At 40.8% G+C, this 18339-nt stretch carries 22 protein-coding genes; 14 read left to right on the forward strand and 8 right to left on the reverse strand.

What is annotated here, in order from left to right; genetic code table 11:
- Positions 1-300 precede the first annotated feature (300 nt).
- The 7 genes from CY0110_RS21785 (at position 301) to CY0110_RS21820 (ending at position 5329) form a co-directional block, all read left to right on the forward strand.
- A complete protein-coding gene (locus CY0110_RS21785) occupies positions 301-1137 on the forward strand; it encodes a tetratricopeptide repeat protein (RefSeq protein WP_008277734.1) in 837 nt (278 codons plus the stop codon).
- A 1005-nt stretch (positions 1138-2142) separates the two neighbouring features.
- Positions 2143-2997, forward strand: a complete 855-nt coding sequence (locus tag CY0110_RS21795; protein ID WP_008277736.1) for a hypothetical protein — start codon at positions 2143-2145, stop codon at positions 2995-2997.
- A gap of 169 nt (positions 2998-3166) precedes the next feature.
- On the forward strand, positions 3167-3508 hold the full coding sequence (locus CY0110_RS21800) for a hypothetical protein (protein ID WP_232285779.1): 342 nt from the start codon (positions 3167-3169) through the stop codon (positions 3506-3508).
- A gap of 191 nt (positions 3509-3699) precedes the next feature.
- A complete protein-coding gene (locus tag CY0110_RS21805) occupies positions 3700-4242 on the forward strand; it encodes a hypothetical protein (protein ID WP_232285780.1) in 543 nt (180 codons plus the stop codon).
- Positions 4243-4277: 35 nt separating this feature from the next.
- Positions 4278-4643 carry a DUF488 family protein, N3 subclade gene (locus CY0110_RS21810; RefSeq protein WP_035800308.1) on the forward strand — a complete coding sequence of 122 codons (366 nt, stop codon included), beginning with the start codon at positions 4278-4280 and terminating at the stop codon, positions 4641-4643.
- Positions 4591-4971: a hypothetical protein gene (locus CY0110_RS31080; protein WP_232285781.1), complete on the forward strand. Its 381-nt coding sequence runs from the start codon at positions 4591-4593 to the stop codon at positions 4969-4971. Before CY0110_RS21810 ends, CY0110_RS31080 begins: the two co-directional genes overlap by 53 nt.
- Positions 4972-5134: 163 nt before the next feature.
- Positions 5135-5329 (forward strand): hypothetical protein, encoded by a 195-nt coding sequence (locus CY0110_RS21820; RefSeq protein ID WP_008277741.1) that lies wholly within the window; start codon positions 5135-5137, stop codon positions 5327-5329.
- Between the two features lie 116 nt (positions 5330-5445).
- Here the strand turns inward: CY0110_RS21820 and ltrA are convergent, their stop codons facing one another.
- On the reverse strand, positions 5446-7356 hold the full coding sequence (ltrA, locus tag CY0110_RS21825; protein WP_008277742.1) for a group II intron reverse transcriptase/maturase: 1911 nt from the start codon (positions 7354-7356) through the stop codon (positions 5446-5448).
- Between the two features lie 892 nt (positions 7357-8248).
- Between ltrA and CY0110_RS21830 the strand changes: the two genes are divergently transcribed.
- Positions 8249-8488: a hypothetical protein gene (locus CY0110_RS21830; RefSeq protein ID WP_008277743.1), complete on the forward strand. Its 240-nt coding sequence runs from the start codon at positions 8249-8251 to the stop codon at positions 8486-8488.
- 829 nt (positions 8489-9317) lie between these two features.
- Here CY0110_RS21830 and CY0110_RS21840 read toward each other — a convergent pair.
- Positions 9318-10580 carry an RNA-guided endonuclease InsQ/TnpB family protein gene (locus tag CY0110_RS21840; protein WP_008277745.1) on the reverse strand — a complete coding sequence of 421 codons (1263 nt, stop codon included), beginning with the start codon at positions 10578-10580 and terminating at the stop codon, positions 9318-9320.
- A 61-nt stretch (positions 10581-10641) separates the two neighbouring features.
- Here CY0110_RS21840 and tnpA point away from each other — a divergent pair, with 61 nt between their 5' ends.
- Positions 10642-11052 (forward strand): IS200/IS605 family transposase, encoded by a 411-nt coding sequence (gene tnpA, locus CY0110_RS21845; protein ID WP_035799468.1) that lies wholly within the window; start codon positions 10642-10644, stop codon positions 11050-11052.
- Positions 11053-11484: 432 nt separating this feature from the next.
- Here the strand turns inward: tnpA and CY0110_RS21850 are convergent, their stop codons facing one another.
- The 6 genes from CY0110_RS21850 to CY0110_RS21880 form a co-directional block, all read right to left on the reverse strand.
- Complete coding sequence (locus CY0110_RS21850; protein WP_008277746.1) at positions 11485-11763, reverse strand: type II toxin-antitoxin system RelE/ParE family toxin; 279 nt, start codon at positions 11761-11763, stop codon at positions 11485-11487.
- Positions 11764-11780: 17 nt separating this feature from the next.
- Positions 11781-12026, reverse strand: coding sequence for a CopG family ribbon-helix-helix protein (locus CY0110_RS21855; RefSeq protein WP_008277747.1), 246 nt, complete (start codon positions 12024-12026; stop codon positions 11781-11783).
- Positions 12027-12510: 484 nt separating this feature from the next.
- Entirely contained in the window at positions 12511-12690 is a 180-nt protein-coding gene (locus tag CY0110_RS21865; RefSeq protein ID WP_008277749.1) for a CopG family antitoxin, read from the reverse strand.
- Between the two features lie 12 nt (positions 12691-12702).
- Complete coding sequence (gene pyrC / locus CY0110_RS21870) at positions 12703-13731, reverse strand: dihydroorotase (RefSeq protein ID WP_008277750.1); 1029 nt, start codon at positions 13729-13731, stop codon at positions 12703-12705.
- A 74-nt stretch (positions 13732-13805) separates the two neighbouring features.
- Complete coding sequence (locus tag CY0110_RS21875; protein WP_008277751.1) at positions 13806-14384, reverse strand: Uma2 family endonuclease; 579 nt, start codon at positions 14382-14384, stop codon at positions 13806-13808.
- A 44-nt stretch (positions 14385-14428) separates the two neighbouring features.
- Positions 14429-14803, reverse strand: coding sequence for a DUF433 domain-containing protein (locus CY0110_RS21880; RefSeq protein ID WP_008277752.1), 375 nt, complete (start codon positions 14801-14803; stop codon positions 14429-14431).
- 317 nt (positions 14804-15120) lie between these two features.
- Between CY0110_RS21880 and CY0110_RS21885 the strand changes: the two genes are divergently transcribed.
- The 5 genes from CY0110_RS21885 (at position 15121) to CY0110_RS21905 (ending at position 18073) form a co-directional block, all read left to right on the forward strand.
- Positions 15121-16236 carry a hypothetical protein gene (locus tag CY0110_RS21885; protein WP_008277753.1) on the forward strand — a complete coding sequence of 372 codons (1116 nt, stop codon included), beginning with the start codon at positions 15121-15123 and terminating at the stop codon, positions 16234-16236.
- A 385-nt stretch (positions 16237-16621) separates the two neighbouring features.
- Positions 16622-16873, forward strand: a complete 252-nt coding sequence (locus CY0110_RS21890) for a hypothetical protein (RefSeq protein ID WP_157464627.1) — start codon at positions 16622-16624, stop codon at positions 16871-16873.
- 109 nt (positions 16874-16982) lie between these two features.
- Positions 16983-17522 carry a hypothetical protein gene (locus CY0110_RS21895; protein ID WP_008277755.1) on the forward strand — a complete coding sequence of 180 codons (540 nt, stop codon included), beginning with the start codon at positions 16983-16985 and terminating at the stop codon, positions 17520-17522.
- Between the two features lie 51 nt (positions 17523-17573).
- On the forward strand, positions 17574-17876 hold the full coding sequence (locus CY0110_RS21900) for a hypothetical protein (RefSeq protein ID WP_008277756.1): 303 nt from the start codon (positions 17574-17576) through the stop codon (positions 17874-17876).
- Positions 17876-18073 (forward strand): hypothetical protein, encoded by a 198-nt coding sequence (locus tag CY0110_RS21905; RefSeq protein WP_008277757.1) that lies wholly within the window; start codon positions 17876-17878, stop codon positions 18071-18073. The genes CY0110_RS21900 and CY0110_RS21905 overlap by 1 nt, the downstream gene beginning before the upstream one ends.
- The last annotated feature ends 266 nt before the right edge of the window (positions 18074-18339 follow it).

The raw sequence follows: 18339 nt of genomic DNA on the forward strand, positions 1-18339 counted from the left end.
GAGTTAGCGATCCTATCAAGAAACCGGTGGAGATATGTGCGAAGACAGATTTACATTTAACGTCTCAAAACGAGAGTTAGCCACGCTCCTGGCCTCTTTAGAATTATTTAGAAAGGAAAGAGCAAAGGAAGACTTTAGACCGTTTTCAGAGCACTTCGAGGAAATTGAGCCTCTGACAGTTAAAGAAGTGGATAAGCTTACTGAATATCTGGAAAATTAGAAAAAAAGAGCTAGGATGACACCTAGCTCTTTTTTTCAGGCTAGCGCCAGTTAAAGCGACCTTTAATCGCTTAAAAAAACATGAGTAATCAAGTAAAAGCCTGGGAATTATATCTCAAGGGAAACAAGCTTGCTGAAGAAGAAAAAATCGAGCAAGCGATCGCAGTCTATAAAGAATCAATTGATCTCTATCCCCACCACGAAGAAGTGTATAACAATTTAGGGGTTCTTTACCATGACTTAGGCAAACACGAGGACGCCACCGCGTCTTTTGAGCAAGGAATCGCGATCGCCATGAGAAATACTAATGCTCCCAGTCCTCAGTTTAATCCCAGAGAATTAGCCACGATATTAGCGGCACTCCGACTGTTCCAGAGAACACCAAGTGTAAAGAAGCAACTATTAGAATATTTTGAGGAAGCTGAGCCTTTGACTGCATCTGAGATCGATTCACTTTGTGAGAGACTTAATTGTTGCCAAGCAAAACCACCTCGAATCGAAACACCTAAACTTGGAGAAAGACTTACGATGCTAGGAGAAATCGAAGTGTTACTCAGCGAAAGTTATCGAGAGAGAATCTTAGCTCGGATTTGGTCGAATTTCCCTGAAATAATATTGGTAGAGTTTGCAGAGATTGAGGAAGGGGATGACGTTACATCAGGAACCATTGCCCTGAAGGATATTGTCTTCGCCAAGGAAGGTGATGATGCTGAAATCATCAAGCGATTGAACCTTGAGCTTGTCGCTGAACAGTACAAGAAAAATCGAGAGTGGCTGAAGTTCTGGCAATATGCCCTCTTATCAACCCCGCCTACCGAAGAACTTATCGGGCGGCACGAACGTCCGTGTGAGTTGCCTGATCTTGTCGATGTCATCGAGCAAGTTGCAGACTTAGGCAAACGCTTAGCGGTCAGCTAGCGTTACTTAATTTAGAGATATTCATGCAATAAGGGCTTTTTGCCCTTTTTTTATAGAATGATGATCTGCGCTAGCGCGTACCATAGAGTACATAACTCAGTACAAAATTCATTATGAAGGGTAAACTCACTCACATAATCAATATTTTTATTGCAGACACGGCCAGACGAGCCGGATTCGGAAATAACTGCGACGTTAAGCCGAAGCTAACCTTCCTTGAAAAAAAGAAGGCACTCCAAGAAAGGACAGTTTTACTTTTGTTGCTAAAGTTTCTCGAAGAATACGACGGAGCAGGTCTGGAAGTAGAGGTCAACGATTTTTTTGAGAATACCTCAGTCAATGAGATTGTCAAACAAGAATCTCAAAAGGTCACTGGATATACAAATAGAGTATATTTATGCCAAAATCTCCAAAACTGCGAATCCGAACTCGAATACTCGGAAAACATTGAGGCAGTTTTTCTTAGACTATTACCTTATCTTGCCAGATGAAAGTTTGTGTCTAAAATTTCGTGGTGAAAGCCCTTCTTTTAGAGAAACTTTGTATTTCGGGGGCTTAACCATGCTAGGACTCTCCTCGGTAGTAATGATAAAAAAGATAATCGAGGTTTTCACCCAATGGTGATAGAGCAATTACCTAGTCGTTGGGAGTTTTACTCCCTTTTTTTTTCAAAAACAAGTTATACAAGATTGCTTAGTGTCGCTTAAGCTAACATAAAATAAAGTGAGACTTAGAAGAAGCGATCGCCTTTATCGAAAAAGAACCCCTGCCAGACCAAGGCGAATACGTCGACGATTCTATACAAGTCGACATGGAGGGGATTACTATTCACAACTCATCCGAAGAAAAAAATGATATAGATCCGCAGCAGTGACTGTAACTTATAAGAAAAATAGCTGTTGCTGCGGATACCTATACCTAAATTATAGCCAGAGTTTCAGGCATTTGGTAAGAGCACTTTGCTAGCGCATATTGGTAAGTGACAAACTATTTATCCAAAAAGATATGGCTTTTCAAAACCTCGAAACCACTCTCGATACTTTGAAAACTCTCGGAGCTTCAACCGTCGAAATTACTTACTTCGGTAGTGGAGATGATGGCGCTATCGAATCCCCAACCTTAAAAACCTTTTTCGCAGGATATGATGAAGAAACCATCGAAGAGGCATTAGCAGATCAATCAGGAGATACACTCATTGCGTTTGTTGAGCATTTACTCGGATTCGGATGGGAAAATGGAACCGGTTTAGACGGGACTATTATTTTCGATCTAACTACTGATAAAATAACTCACAACCAAGAAGAAGAGGTAATTCAATGCAATTATAATGAAGAAGTCTACAATTTAGCTGGAGATTTACTTTCTAGCAAAACCGATAATTGGGAAGACCGTATGTTACCTTCTCCGAGTGAGACTCAAACTGAAAACGATGAATCTGTGAGTCAACAACAAAAAGAATATATCCGTTCGATTGAGAACAAACTTCGCGAAACTAGCACAGAACGCTTCTTGCTTGATTTCTGGATTAAATACCCGGAAGTAGAAAGTATTACATTGGGAAAGACTTGGGGCAAAAACGCCGAAAGCGGATGGACTACTTTTATCGAACTCAAGGATATCGAGTTTATAGCAATTCAAGCTATGGAAGACTTGAAGAAAAAGCTTGATAAAACAGATCAATACGACATAAATAGTGTGTCTGGTTGGCAAGAGTTACTATTTGAGGATGGGGGCGTCTCTCCTGAAGAAATCAGCGAGAACTACCTTGATAAGAAATTGACCCATACCGAAAACCCAGAACAAACACTCAAAGAAATGATGATTGAAATTGCCAAGGTCATCAACGGCGAGAATTGCTAGGAATAAAGACGGTAGAGGCTATACGCCTCTTTTTTTATCTGCTAGCGCAGGAGAATGTGACCATCCACGTTTAAATACCATGCTTACCGCAGAAACAACATCCGAGAAACTCGCTGCTATTGAAAAAGTAGAAGTAATCCTGAAAAGAACCGAAACCAAGCGGTTCCTTTTGCACATTTGGATTCAATATCCTGAAATTAAGAGTCTCACCTTCGAGGATAACTACGAATACGACGACAACGGTAGTTATTTTCGATATATCTTCCTCAACCAGATCGAATTTATCAATGAGGAAGCCAAGGAAGATTTACACGAAAGGTTAGACCCCGACGATATCTTCGATGAAGAACCGGAAGACTGGAAAGAAATGATCTTTGATGGCATTCAGCCGATTGTCGATCCTGAATCAATGCTTCAAACGTTTACCCGTCCTGAAAATCCTCAAAAAGAACTCGACAATCTCATCGCCGAAATTAGCCAAGTTATTGCATCCGCAGGAGGCGCATCATGAAAGGACTCAGTGTAACTGCCATTGGTGCGCGTCCATTAGAAGATTGCCTTAGTATATTTGAAAACCTCAAGAAACCACTTGAACTAGACTTCTTGGAATTCGCTGTGGGGAGTCGCTGTGACTTGTCGAAGATCCCTAAAGAGATTCCACTGGTTATACATCACCAGTGTTTGTTCGATGGGCTGTACAAGTTGTCATTCTCCTTGGCCCATCCTGAAACTTGGGAAGAATATCGACATCGTTTAAGCGATCGCAATGTCAAGATGATTTCCATCCATCCTCCTATGAAAAAGGAAATCACATTCGATGAACTTAAGCGTAATCGAGAAGACTTAGAAGAATCACTAGGCATTCCTGTTTGCCTAGAAGTGATGCCTAACGACGCCTACTGGTTCTCTGAAGAAGATTTCAGTAAAGCACACGGAGATATCAAAGATATTCCGTTGTTACTTGATATTTCTCATGTGAATATCTGGGCGAAAGGGCGTAGTGCTTTAGTCCAAGAGTGGACAGAGTATTTATTGCCTCAAGCGATCGCCGTACATTTATCACATAATAATGGTCGTAGAGATTCCCATGACCTTATTCCATCAACCATCTGGTTTAATCAGCAAATTGAAGAATGGGAATCGCGAGGGTTAATTCTGACGTATGAATCGCTGCCAGAAAATTACGGAGCGTTTGAGCGTGCTGATAAGCAGCGAACGAAACAACTCCAAAGACGTGAGCGCTAGCGCGGAACACTTTAGAAATTTACAATGAAACACCTATGATCTACACCGCAAGTTATTTCCAACCCGAAAACTACCACGGCAAAGTTATCAGCATTTCTCGTAGCGAACCGAAGAAAATAAACTTCGACAGTAAGCTATGGATGTTTGCCCCTGACCGAGCAATTCTCAACGACATTAAATCGGGGAAAATTGACCGAGACGGCTACATCAAGAGATATCGTGATCAACTACGCAAAGTGTGGCCCAACATAAAAGTTTGGCTTGACGGATTAGATCCCGAAGAAGACTTAACTTTGTGTTGTTGGGAAAAAGCAGGAGACTTCTGCCATCGAAACTTAGTTATTAAATTTGTCGAAAAATATCGACCCGATTGCTTGGGAGGAACCGACATTAAAGCTTAAGGGAACAGCAGCAACCCGAAAAGTTGCTGTTTTTTTTTTGCTGAGGTCTACGAACCGTAGACGTATCGAGGTTGGCATAGCGGCTCTATCAGAGAAAAATGCTTTTAGGACTACACCGATGCTGATCAAAGAATATATCGAAAAATACTGCGCTGAGCGTGGACTAAGCGAGCAAACTTCCAACGAGATTATCAATGAATTGTCCACCGCCGTTAACGGAGAATTAGCGGATTTGATGGATAGACCAGAAACTTCATTAAGCTTAAGGGATCGAGAAGGATTGGAAGCGCTGATTAAGAGACGAATCAGAAATTGTACGGGGTTATAAATGCCAGAAGTAAGTGAAGTCTTTAAAACGACTGTAATGATTACTGGATAAGGGTTTAAGGTATCCGCAGCAACAGCTATTTTTCTTATAAAGAATAGACGGTGCTGCGGATCTAATTTCCGCTAGCGCGGGATTAAGTGACCCAAACTAATCAATAAAAATAATGGCAGTTATTCGCAATCGACCACCAATAAAATATTTAGCCGTGGTAGAAGCTGCGGGACACCAAGCAAGGGCAATAGAGTTTTTGACAACGCCAAATTCTGAGGAGAATGTACTCAGTGACGTGCAAAGTTTGCTCAGAGAAGGGATTACGATTAAAAATATCTGTGTCGCCGAAACCGATTTAGAGTTTTAGTTCCATCAGAAACCCCTCAACGGTAACTTCTGTCAGAAAAACGGGAGGTTTAATGGAATTGTAGATATAGTAGATATTGAACCAACCAGATCGACTCCACTTTTGGTAGAGTTAAACTAAGCCAGGCTGTCACCAGCCCGACTCGTCTTCAAAACCGGACGTGAGACTTTCGCCTCATCCGGCTCCTCTGTGTATAGGCTCTTGTTACGAGTACCATTTACCAGTGTAGGTAGGCCATTCTTCCATTCCCATTTGAATAATTCAAAATGAGAATTGAATTCTTTCTGGGTTTTATCCCATATTTTTTGGCTCTTATAGGACTTAATGTCTCTTAAATCCTTCCTGGTTTTTATGTCATGGCAATGTATATGTAATACTTGGAGATTATCTTTATGGTTATTACCCCCCGCTTTTAGGGGTGTTATGTGGTCGGTTTCGATTAAATCCCCAAGCATGAAAGTTAATCCACAGTGATTACATTTCCCTTTTTGCTTTTTGAGTAATGTTGCAACTGATTTTTTCAATTCTGGATGTTTACCTCTTCTAGATGCCCAGTAGTTAGTGTTTCCATCGTATGGGCTGGATTTGCCTTTTACTTTGGTGTGTCTAATTACTTCTGTTTGGTTGTATCTTTGAAGGGTGTAAAGTTTGTTGTTGTATTTACATCCGAATGTCCAATTGTCTCCTTTTATACTCATCCAGTATTTATTGACCACCCAGTGTTTGGATTTTTGGGGATGTCTTCTTAACGCCCATCTGAAGAGTTTTAACCATAGTAAATGGTCAAGTTTGGAATAGGTTGTTTTACTACATACTGCTCGGTAGTAGTTTGACCATCCCCTTATTATTGGTGCTAATTCAGTTATAAGTACCCTTTGAGGTGATGCTTTGTGTTTATCTACTGTTCGAGCTATTTTGTTGTAGTGTTCTTTTACCTTTTCATTACTCGGTTTGATGATTGTTTTGAACCCTAATTTTTCTCCATGTGTATTTTTTCCAGATTGGTGTTTTCCTATTTTGAATTGTCTGATATTAAAACCTAAGAAGTTGACCCCTGGTTTAATTCCTTGATGTTCTTTCAAGGTATGTAATATTTTGGTTTTTTCTTGGTTTAATTCCAATCCTATAGGTTGTAGCCAATTCTGAATTATTTCCCGACAGGATTTGATGACGTTCAGGTTTTCATGGATTATGACAAAATCATCTGCATATCTAATTAGGGAAATAGACTTTTTATTTTGTCTAGTGTCCCCTTTCCAGGTTGCAGCATATTCTTTAATCCTTTCTTCCATTCCGTGTAGAGCGATGTTGGCTAATAGTGGTGAACAAATTCCACCTTGTGGAGTTCCTTCTTCTGGAAATATGGTATTTCCTTGGTCTAAAATCCCTACTTTTAGCCATGCTCTTAATTGTTTCCTTAATGTCGGAAATGTATTTATTTTCTCAAGGAGTTCTGAGTGATTTATGCGGTCAAAGCATTTACTTATGTCAGCATCTAGAACATATTTTGCCTTATATCTGATTTGATTAAAAATCGCCTCAACTGCATCGTGACAGCATCTTCCAGGTCTGAATCCATAAGAATTTTCTTCAAACCTTGCTTCCCATTCGGGTTCTAATGCTGACTTGACTAGGGCTTGTTTTGCTCTATCTTGCATGACTGGTATTCCCAAGGGTCTTTGTTTACCGTTAGCTTTGGGTATCCATACCCTGCGAACGGGTTTGGTTTTGCTCCCTAACTTTAGGTTTTGGGCTAAAATTAGTCGTTGTTTTGGTGTTAGTGATTTAACTCCATCGACACCGGCTGTCTTTTTGCCCTTGTTTTCTTGGGTTACTTTTCTGACCGCTAATAATCTAGCGTAATAGGAATTCAGGAGTGTTTTCTGGAGTTTCCTAACTTTCTTAATATCGCCATTGACACTGGCTTGATAGATTCGCTTCTGAAGCTTAAACACAGCTTTTTCGACTTTACGCCAATTTATCTGGTTCCATTCCACTGTATTTGGTTTCAAATCAGTTTTAGACATATTAGCCTCTACTAACTCAGCTATCTTCCTATAAACAGTCAGTACGTCAGCTTATCCTTGGCATTACCCTTCTTTACCTTTGTTTCGGTAAAGCAATCCTCGTCGTTTCGAGTTAAGGCGTTTGCTTTTTACTGAATCCTATTCCTCCTATAACCTTCCGTAATTGGAAGATGTTACGTCTTGGTTGATTACTCAGAGATTTCGACCATTTCTGAGAGTTATAGGAGGGTTTCCTCGTTCCGAATATTCGTTGATATGAGTCTTTAGGATGTGTCTCTTCACCGAGAGAGATTAGTGTTGTTTCATCCACTAGGTAATTGAATGATAATCATTTTCTCTTGTGACATTTTGTCTGTAGCCTTATTCAGTCTATTTGGCTACTTTAAAGTAACGATGATTTTGACTTTTTCCTTTCTACCGAGTGCTATTAGTGTTGTGTCCCTTAACCCACCATTAAGAGACAATATATTTGCACTGTTACCGTTTTGGTTGTAGCTTGTCAGTCTTTTTAGCTACATAGAAGTGACGATAGTTTTGGAACTTCGAGCTATAGCTCTATCCATAGACTCTTGCTAGAGGTTTAACCAAATTAGACTATCAGTTAATACCCCGTTTAACCCTGCTTTGCGGATTGAAGACCACTCGCTACCGCAAGGGTTATGCTTTTACTCCCAACACCGAGAGAGTAGGGCTTGATGTTTTAAGTTTTTGTTAATATTTACCACCTATTTTCTTTGTGATTTTAATCACTCGATAGGCAATCTCACCTACACGAATATTCAGTTATCATGGTTCTGATAAATCAGTTCCAAGCTAGTCCCACCAATGGTTTTTATCCATTGTTTTGGACTAAACGAGTCGCACGAGGGGGGCTTCTCCGTGACCAGCTAAAATGATAAACGCAACTATATTTACTCGTCAAGAAAGTCACAGGAAAATTATGAGACTAGACCTACAAGATAGAAAGACTTTGCGAGAACTTATTAAGAAAAGAGGTTTGTTCTCTGTGATACTGGAATTAGAGGACTACTGTTATGAACAGCAACAAGAGAATAATAAAACAATGAATGTGGTTTTAATGAAGTTGCAGTCGATTATCAATAATCTAAGGGAGTTAGAAGATAATAAATAACATTGAGACTTTTTCGTATGGCTAGCGCCGATTACATAGGCAAATAAGGACAGAAACCTTAAAACTATGTCTAGCTATAAAGTCAGGTTCCATAATCTTCGACAAGCTCTCAACGAAGTGTTTGAATGCCCACCAATTGATTGCCACTGTAAGTGCTGCAACGCTGGCTACACTTTTATTTGTGAGGGCTGCGGTCGGTTGACCTCATTTTGTAACGGGGGCGACGGCGATGAACTTTGTGATAACTGCTGGTCTGACACTCCAGAATCAGAAAAAGCCTTTGAATGGCCTCAATCGATCAAAGAAAAAATAAAAGCCAATGCTCAAAGGGATAGAGGCCGCGGATAGGAAATAAGCAAGGAAATTTCCTTACTTATTCTGTTTTGATTGACTCAAAAACTGATACTCAAATTTTTGCCGAATCACCAGAAGAAATTTCAAGTGAAGTTCTTAGCTGATAGGATTCACCAGAAAACATTTTGCAGGGCATTGCTAATACTCTGGATTTTTGTAGAATAGTCCAAGTCAAGCATTCGCCGAACGATTTTCTCATCGACGTTTAGGCGCTGTGCTAGGTCTACATTAGTCATCCCCTCGCGCCTCATCGCAATATAGAGAGAAAGTTTAGCAGCCATTAGCTGTGGAATTACCACGATTTCTTGTGTACTTGACCTTGCAGAAGGCTCTGGGATGTCCCGCCTATCGTCGATGTATCCTCCCAAAGCAGCAATCAGACAATCATAACCAGTGGCATTGATATCAGCACTGGTGTGGGTTGAAGTGAGGGCTTCCGGAATATCCGGAAAGGTGATTAGAAAATGAACTACATCTAGCCACTTTGTTGAGCTAGATGTTTCTGACGCTTCTTTGCATTGTTGTGCTTTTTCGCCCCTAGTTGCCTCATGCTTCCGCATAAAGTAGAGCTAGGCGACTCTACGTCTAAAGAGGACAGTTCCTGCCCCCTTGCCCAGTTTAAACACACCTGGGCTGATGCAACATCTCTGTCGCAACTATAAAGGCACTTTTCGCAGTTGTGCTGGCGTTCTGCTAATGTCTTTTTCTTTTGATGACCACAATTAGGACAAGTCTGAGATGGCTTAACTTTTCGAGTAGGAACCTCAATGTAAAACCCACCTGCTTCGGTAACTTTGCTTTTTATTAATGATTTTAAGTTACCAATTCCAACGTCAAGAATTGACCGATTTAATCCAGTCTTTTGACGTTTTCTTTTGCTACCTCTTTTAGCTTTTTTGGTCATTCCTTTTAGGTTTAATTTCTCAGTTGCCACCAAGCTATTACAGCTAACTATTTGTGTGGAAACTTGATGATGCCAGTTTTGTCTTTGACGACCAACTAAAGATTGAATCTTACCGATTTTTCTAACAGCTTTTTTCCATCTTCTAGACCCTTTTACTCCCTTTTTTCCTGCACGTTTCTTTCTAGATTTCTTTGCTGTTTTGTTGATTTTATCCTGTGATTGTTTGAGAAATCTAGGATTATCAATAACAGTGCCATCGTCAAAAGCAAGTGCATGATGAGTCCCAAAATCGATACCACAAGCCTCTTTACCTGTTTCTCGTTTTGGATCACAACTAACAGTAACAGAAGCGTACCATTTTCCTTGTTTAAAGATGATAGTGCAAGTATTTGGTGTTCCCCAATCTCTTGCTTTACCCCTCATCTTTATTGTTCCAAAATTAGAAAGTGTCAACTTTCCATGATGTCCATTACTGTCTATTTTCCAACCAGCTTTATCAGGATAAGTCCACCCTTTATATCTTCTTGAAGACTTTAGTTTCGGATAACCTGATTTAATCTTGAAAAAACGTTGGAAAGCAAAATCAACCCGTTTTACAGTTGCTTGAAGGGCATGGCTACCAAGGTCTTTGTATTCTGGCCAATCTTTTTTAAACTCAGGTAATGAGTTTTGTTGGTCAAAGTAATTAATGGATTTACCAAACTTTTTGTATTGAGTTTTTCGATTAACTACACAAGCATTGTATAAATCTTTGTGTAAACGTCTCCAATAATGAAGTTTCTCATTTTGTTCTTTATTTGGGTAAAGTCTAAACGTGATTCTTTTAGTAGCCATGTTGCCGACCTCAACAGAACTGATATGATGATTTTAGTCTAATTACCTGTAGGGTGTCAAGATGAAACCAAGAAAAGGGTCACATAGTGTTTTTAGTGTGCGGTTACACTTTGTTTTTGTTACTCACTATAGACGCAAAGTAATAACCGCCCTAATGCTAGAGCGATTAAGAGAAATGATTTGGCAAGTATCTCGCAAAATGGATTGTGAGTTACTAGAGTTTTCGGGTGAAATGGATCATGTCCATATCTTATTAGATTTCCATCCTAAAAACTCTATTTCTACAGTTGCAGGGTGTCTTAAAAGTTCGACAGCTAGAGTCATGAAAAAAGACTTTCCTGAACAAGTAACTAAGTTTTATAAAGACAAAGTTTCTTTTTGGTCTAAGTCTTATTATGTCACTTCTTCTGGTGGCGCACCTATTGAAAAGTTAAAAGAATATATCAAGAACCAAGATGCTCCGAAAAGTTAATTTGACAATTTTTCGGACATTGAGTCCTCAAATTGTCGTGCTTTCCTTCCCTAGTCCGCTACGCTGAGACTAGGGACTGACGCACTGAAGTTCACCGCCTTCTTTAGCAATAGTATAAGGAAAAATAAAGTCCACCTGCGTTCTCCTAAAGATCATCTTTGTTAATTCCTAATTGTCAGCACATTGCTCTGAGTAGTTCTTGCAATAACTCTCCTTTTTTAAGCCAGAGTCGAAAAAGAAAGAAATCTGCTGCTAGCGCAGATATTATCTGAAAGCCCCTACTTGGCTTCATAGAACTGCGTTTTTATTGGCAACTTTTTGGGTTGCCTTTTTTTCTTTGCTATCCGCAGCAACTTCTATTTTTTATAAGAATTATTGATGTTGCTGCGGATACTTCAAAGCCTTGTATAGTCAAGGAGAAAGCCTTGTTATTCATCGATATTCTTTACCATGCCAAACGCGAAGAATAATGACCTGAGCTTGTTCTTCTGAGTGGGTGTATCGCACCACATAATTACCAGCTAAGAGTTCTCGAACATTCTCTAGCTCTGCTACGGGGCGACCGATTTCAGGGAAAAGCACAAGTTTTCCTACCGCCTGTCGAACGCGGAGACTCGTTCTCTGTGCGGCATCAGGGTTATGTTCAGCGATGAATGCTTCGAGGCGTTTGAGGTCACTGACCGCACTTTGGGTGAAAAGAAGCGTCGGCATTGCTAAGAAGACTTGTTCTATGAGCCAGTCCCCCAGGTTTCAAGCCATTGCATGACTTCTTCGCCTGATACCAGCCGTCCAGCTTCAATGTCAGCGATTGCCTCTTCGGTCTCTTTGAGCATTCTTTGTTTTGTCTCTTCTCTGGCCAGGTATAGCCGAAGGGCATCATTGATAATCCAACTCTTGGAACGGTTCAACGATTTGGCTATCTCTTCTAACTTCGGACTTAGCTCTTCGTCTAACCGAAAACTTGTTGTTGTCATGGGAAATTTTAAGATAATACAAGTTAATACATAGTATTATTATAGCCGATAATAGGCAGCGATGGTAACTATTCATTCCGCAGCAGTTGCTGTTTTCTATAACCAATATTGGTGGTGCTGCGGGTGGCTCAAAGCTCCATCAGTAAAGACTTACAAGATGATTGGCAATATCAGTTACTAGATGGGGTTTTTGGTATGACGTAATGCTTTCTCGACTGTAGAACTGCTAGTGCAGAGTGGATATGAATCTTAAGTCTTCTTCCATAGCAATCTTATTTTGGGGATTGCCTTTTTTTTACTAGATCCGCAGCAGTTGCTGTTTTGTATAATCAAAATAGTAGTTGCTGCGGGTGAGTTGAACCTAGTCTGGGCCTATGCTAGCGGAGGTTTAATAGACATAATTATCGGAGGATTCCCAGTGATGCAAGCTCAACTGACTTATCACGGAAAATACTATCTCTTTGATAACGACTTTATTCTCTTTCTACTCGAGTAAGTCTTTTGAGAGCCTTAAGCTGATGGTCACATCTTTGGGAGCAAACTCAAAGGTAATCGGCGTAAAGTTTTCCTTAAAATTCTCTGGAGTGAGAAAGTCTGTTAAGTCTTCTGCAAGAAGCTTTTCAACATCTTGGTCACTGGTCATTTTAGGGAGAGATTTGCTCATATTGTTTTGCTTCTATTGAATTTGCCACATTATCTCATGGCCTGCCCAGAGGGGAACGACTCCAGAGTCAATGAGTGAGATTTCATCAGGAATACGCCAGGTCGATTTGACCAGGGTTATCTGTTCGGTATTGCGTGGGAGTCGGTAAAAATCTGGTCCATAGAAGCTGGCAAAAGCTTCAAGCTTATCGAGAGCATCAGCACGCTCAAACGCTTCTGCATATAATGCTAGTGCGTGTAGAGCCGAATAGCATCCTGCACAGCCACAGGAACTTTCTTTGTTATTGCGAGTATGGGGAGCACTGTCAGTACCCAGAAAAAACTTAGGATTACCCGATGTAGCCGCTTGGACAATAGCCTGACGATGCTCTTCCCCTTTCAAAATGGGTAGACAATAAAAATGGGGGCGAAGGCCGCCTTGAAAGAGGGCATTGCGGTTAAACAATAAATGTTGTGGCGTGATGGTGGCAGCGACGTTTTCAGCCTTCAGTACAAAATTCACCGCATCTGAAGTGGTGATGTGTTCAAACACTATCCGCAGTTTGGCAAATCGTTGTTTGAGAGGAAGCAAATATTTTTCAATAAAGACTTTCTCGCGATCAAACACATCTACTTTTTTATCCGTCACTTCCCCGTGTACCAATAGCGGTATATCTACCTCCTCCATCGCTTCAAAGACGCGATCGCACCGACGAATATCCGTCACGCCGAAATCTGAATTAGTGGTTGCCCCAGCAGGATAATACTTAACTGCTTTGACAAACTGAGATTTAGAAGCTCCGATAATCTCATCGGGACTGGTGTTGTCAGTGAGGTAAAGAGTCATCAGAGGCTCAAACCGTTGGTCAGTCGGAATAGCAGCGATGATGCGATCTCGATAGGCTGCTGCTTCTTCTACAGAGCGAATCGGGGGCTTTAAATTCGGCATAATGATGGCGCGAGGAAATTGACGCACCGTGTGGGGCAATACGGCTTTGAGCATGGCACCATCTCGGACATGCAAATGCCAATCGTCAGGTTGGGTTATGGTAAGCTTTTCCATCGGTTCATCCCTTTTCCTTGTTTTGAGAAAACTTAACGTGCGATCGCTAAGCCCAAATGCGTTTCAACGTAAGCCTAAATCCAGTAAAACCGCTTCACCCGATAACGTGCTGGGATGTCTAAAACCTCAACTTCCTTACCCGAACGATAAATTTCCACTCGCTTATTCTGAGGGTCAATCAACCATCCTAATTGTGCGCCGTTGTCCATATATTCGTGCATTTTCTCACGAAGTTTTTTAAGGCTATCCGTTTCCGAACGTAATTCCACGACAAAATCAGGACAAAGAGGTGCAAACCCTTTTCTCTGCTCAGGTGTCAGGGCTTCCCACCGCTCCTTACGCACCCAGGAGGCATCGGGTGAGCGATTAGCGCCATTCGGTAACTCAAATCCCGTTGATGAGTCAAAGGCTTCACCGAGGTTATCGTTTGATTCAAACCAATTATTAAGTTGACCACTGATGCTCAGATTTCGTTTACCTGATTCACTGCCAGTTGGCGGATTCACAATTAATTGTCCAGTTGCTGTACGTTCAAGTCTAAGGTCTCGATTAGCAGCAGCTAAAGCAGCAAACTGTTCTGAAGTCACTGTTAGAGCAATTTCATCGGGGAGTTGGAGTAAGAGTGGTTTGGTTTTAGAAGGAGCTTGTAACATGAGAACTCACCTTATGCTGCTGAATCTATAGTCAATCAGGAAGTTCATGACTGGGCTTCAATGCGGGTTTTCCATGCTTGGAGTTTGGCACGAAGGTCTTCCTGACCTGGCTTGGGGGGCATCGAGGCTATCTTGGCAAATCCTTCCCGATTGCGTTCTTCCCAATATTGACGAATTTCTGCTGCTGTTTGCAGACATTCTTGGTATTCTGCTTCAACTTCAGTACGATGAGTTTCAATGTAGGCTAAAGCTGAACAAATTTGCTCATTGTTGAGACCGAGTTTTTCACGGATTAACTTTGGTGGATACTGAGCTTTCAGGTAATCCATTACATCATAAAGAGTGATGCGTGTACCTGTAATCGTTAGTCCACGCTCAGTACGAATAATTGAGGATTGCTCATTCGATGCTGAAATCATAGCTGTTTCTCCGCCCAACTTAATTTTATATTATCTCAAAATTAGGCATAGTATCAGCCTTGGACTGGGAGGCAGAAACTTCGGTCATCTTAAAAACTCAACTTAGTTTAGGCAAACTATACCCTAACTTCTGCAAACGGTTGCCCTGTAAGTGTTGTTCAATCAGGGCAATAATTTCGGCTTTGCGAGTTGGTCTGAAGAAGAGTTTACCGAGAAAAAAAACCTAGAAAATCCTCCACTTAATTAGTTTTTGTACAGTCTTCTGTGTTTTGTTCTTCCAATGCTAAAATTGGAAAAATGTCGCAGGAGTCAGAGGAATGGCAGTAACAGGAAGAAAAACACAACGTCGAAGTACGGCAAAAAAATCTCAGGAGCCATTGAAGAAAGAGCAAACTACTACCCAAGACGCGATCGATGTAACCGCTCAGAGCGAGGGAACCGAGGTAAGTAAATCAGATAAAAAAACGACAGAATCAACAGATACAGTAGCAAGCGTTGAGACACTTAAAGCAGATCAAGTAGATTCTATAGAAGAGCGAGAAGAACAAATAGCAAAACGCGCAGAATTAGAGAATATCGTCATAGAACACTCTCAGAGTTTTACTATCATTGGAAAAGCTTTACGAGAAATCCAAGAAAAGAAACTTCATCAAATTGAAGATCCTAACAAGAGATGGGATGTTTATGTCGACGAAACATTCGGTATTGTAAAATCTAGAGCTTATCAACTTATTGCAGGGACTGTTCTTTATGAAGTTCTTGAAGATAACTTAGAAGGAGACTATTCATTACCCAAATCCGATACGCAACTTCGTCCTTTATACTCTCTTGTAAAGGGATGGAGAAAGGCAACAGCGAAAAACGATGTAGAAGAAAAAGAAAGGATAGAGCAGTCAATTGTTAAGCATTATAAAGACTCAATAGATGTAGCTAATCAAGAAGGAAAAGAACTAACAGAGAGTATTGTTAGAGAAGTAGTCCGCTCGTCCCAACAAAAAGAAGTTCAAACCAGTAGCTTTTCTAAAAAAGATATAGGAGCGGTGATCGAGATAATCAAAGTAGAAGGCAATGATAGTCTACGTGGACAGAAAGGGAATTACGGAATTATTACTGGCGTAAATAACTTCAGTGTATCTATTGAAACGGCTATGGGAAAATACGACACCATCCCTCAACAATGCGTAAGAAAAATGCCCACAGATAAAGTATATCAACAAGAAACCAACGAAAAGATTAAGTCTCATATATCGAGACTTAAAACCATACATCATGCTATTCAGAGCAGTGAGGACAAAGATAAAAGACTCGCTAACTATATTGTGGGAATGACCGCTTCCTATCAAGGAACCAAAAAAACAGAATTAAATCATAAACTACTCAAAACTATCGAGGACTATTTTGAGATCAAAGATGATCCGCAGCAACCTCAATAATTTATAACGAAAATAGTAGTTGCTGCGGATATCTCAAAGACTTACTATAAGCCAATTATAGACAATTAGTTACTCCGTATTCTCGGTGGTTGGAAACGCTAGCGCGTAATCGTGTGAGTGTTAGTGGAGACTAAAAATGACACTCGTGTTTAATGCTCCACTGCCTACTCCCTGACCACCCCGTAGGAGCCTCAAAGAGAGGCTCCTATTTTTTTTCTAATGTGATCTGCTAGCGCCTGTGTGTTTAGAAATTAAGCACAGCGAGAACACCTTTTTTATTTGTTAAGCATTTAGGAGAAAAATGATGTCAAATAGCAACTACAATGAAATTTATACAAAAAAATCGCTATTAGAATTACTAGATAGTATTGAAGAGCTAAACACGATGGTCGAACGCCTTAAAGATTTCCCTGCATCATCAAAGTGCATAAACGACACCAAAATAATAAGGAATGAAGTAGAAAACCTTCAGGGGATAATCGATAAATTAGAAGAAACTCACCGAGAAAGAATAGAACGTCTGTGTACAGTTTGGTTTATTATCGATTACTGCGACATCAAGTCGTCAAAACTAAAATACTGGGAACTGCAAAATCTTGCAGGAGCTTTCGAGTATTACAATAAGCTCGACACTTAGACTTACCTTAATTCTAGCTATTTATTAGAAAAACTGTAGCTAGAATTAAGGTAGTAAGGTGATCGGCTAGCGCCTGAGTGGTTGAACTGAGCATAGCGAGAAACCAACCATGCCATCATTAGAAATTTTACTCGATTTATTAGCCATCATCTTTGTTCTTTACGCCACCTACGAACATAGAAATGGAAAAAAATTAGCGTTAGCAGGAGATATTAGTAGCTTAGAACTAAACACACCGATCACCTTTGAGTTTACCAACCAAACCCCCCAGAACACCACCACAGAAACCGATGATTTACCCCCTTGGGATGTTGATGAAGTTGTAGAAGTTCCTGACATCAAAATACCTGAAATGAATCCAGTCGATGAGGGAATCGAGGTTTTACAGAGTCCTGATGAGGAACTTATTCCCTTCGATGTCGATGAACCTGATGTCCCTAGCAGAAACGAGGTATTAAACGACTACCCTGATTTCGATGTTACTCAGATTACCGCAAAGAAAGCCTGGAAAGCAGCCAAGGCGCTAGGATTGCCTTATAAGAATCCAGACAGAAGCCGCATCAAGGTGACAGTTCTTAGAGCGAACATCGAAGCGTATCTCAGAAAACATCCTAGTCAAATTTCCGATGTCCTGCCTTTCGTCGGATAATCAAGGAGGGGGCTTAGTCCCCTCTTTGTCCACCTTACCCCATCGCAAGCAATGACCACTCAAACCGAGAAAGTACAACGAACCTACCAAGCGGATAGTCTGATAATCAACACGGTAGAAACCAACGATAATCAACTGGAAGTTTATCTCTGCTATTTGGACGAGGATTCGATTCGTCAAATCAACAATGTCAACGGCATTGCTTCGTTACTCGGATTAGAGGGGGAGCCTGAGAATTCCTTTGAGCCGTTCATAGTTCCGCAGCACCGAATTAGAGAAATTATCAACACCTTCTTCATTTATTCTAAACAGGTTGAACATCTGATCGAAGCAGACCAAGCGGAGGACGCCTAATGAGTAAACCAAACAGAGAAAAAGCCATACTTTGGCTATCTGACGACGATTTAGAACTTATCGGAATCGACCCTGCGACAGTCTCAGATGAATTCTTTGATGCGATCGCAGAAGAACTCAAGGAATTTATCAATGAAGGGTATCAACACGCTCTGGTTCAAAGCGTAGAAGCGGCGAAAGTCAACCGAGAATCATGAACTATTGTCGAGGCCCTGTGCCTCTTTTTTTTTGCGTTTTATGGGGTAACTTGTTTGTGTCTGTGCTAGCGCACGGTAGTCATGAATCCAACCTAGAAAGGAGACTTCATGTTATTCGCCGTCTTAACACAAAAGAACTGGGCACAAGCCAGAATCCGCTCAATCACTGATAGTAACACCGTGACACTTCCAAAATACTCATTCGACGACCTGACACTGACTGCGATCGGAGAAGTATCAATGAATGAGGATCAGTGGCTTGGTCT

This window comes from Crocosphaera chwakensis CCY0110 (assembly GCF_000169335.1).
Lineage (GTDB): Bacteria > Cyanobacteriota > Cyanobacteriia > Cyanobacteriales > Microcystaceae > Crocosphaera > Crocosphaera chwakensis.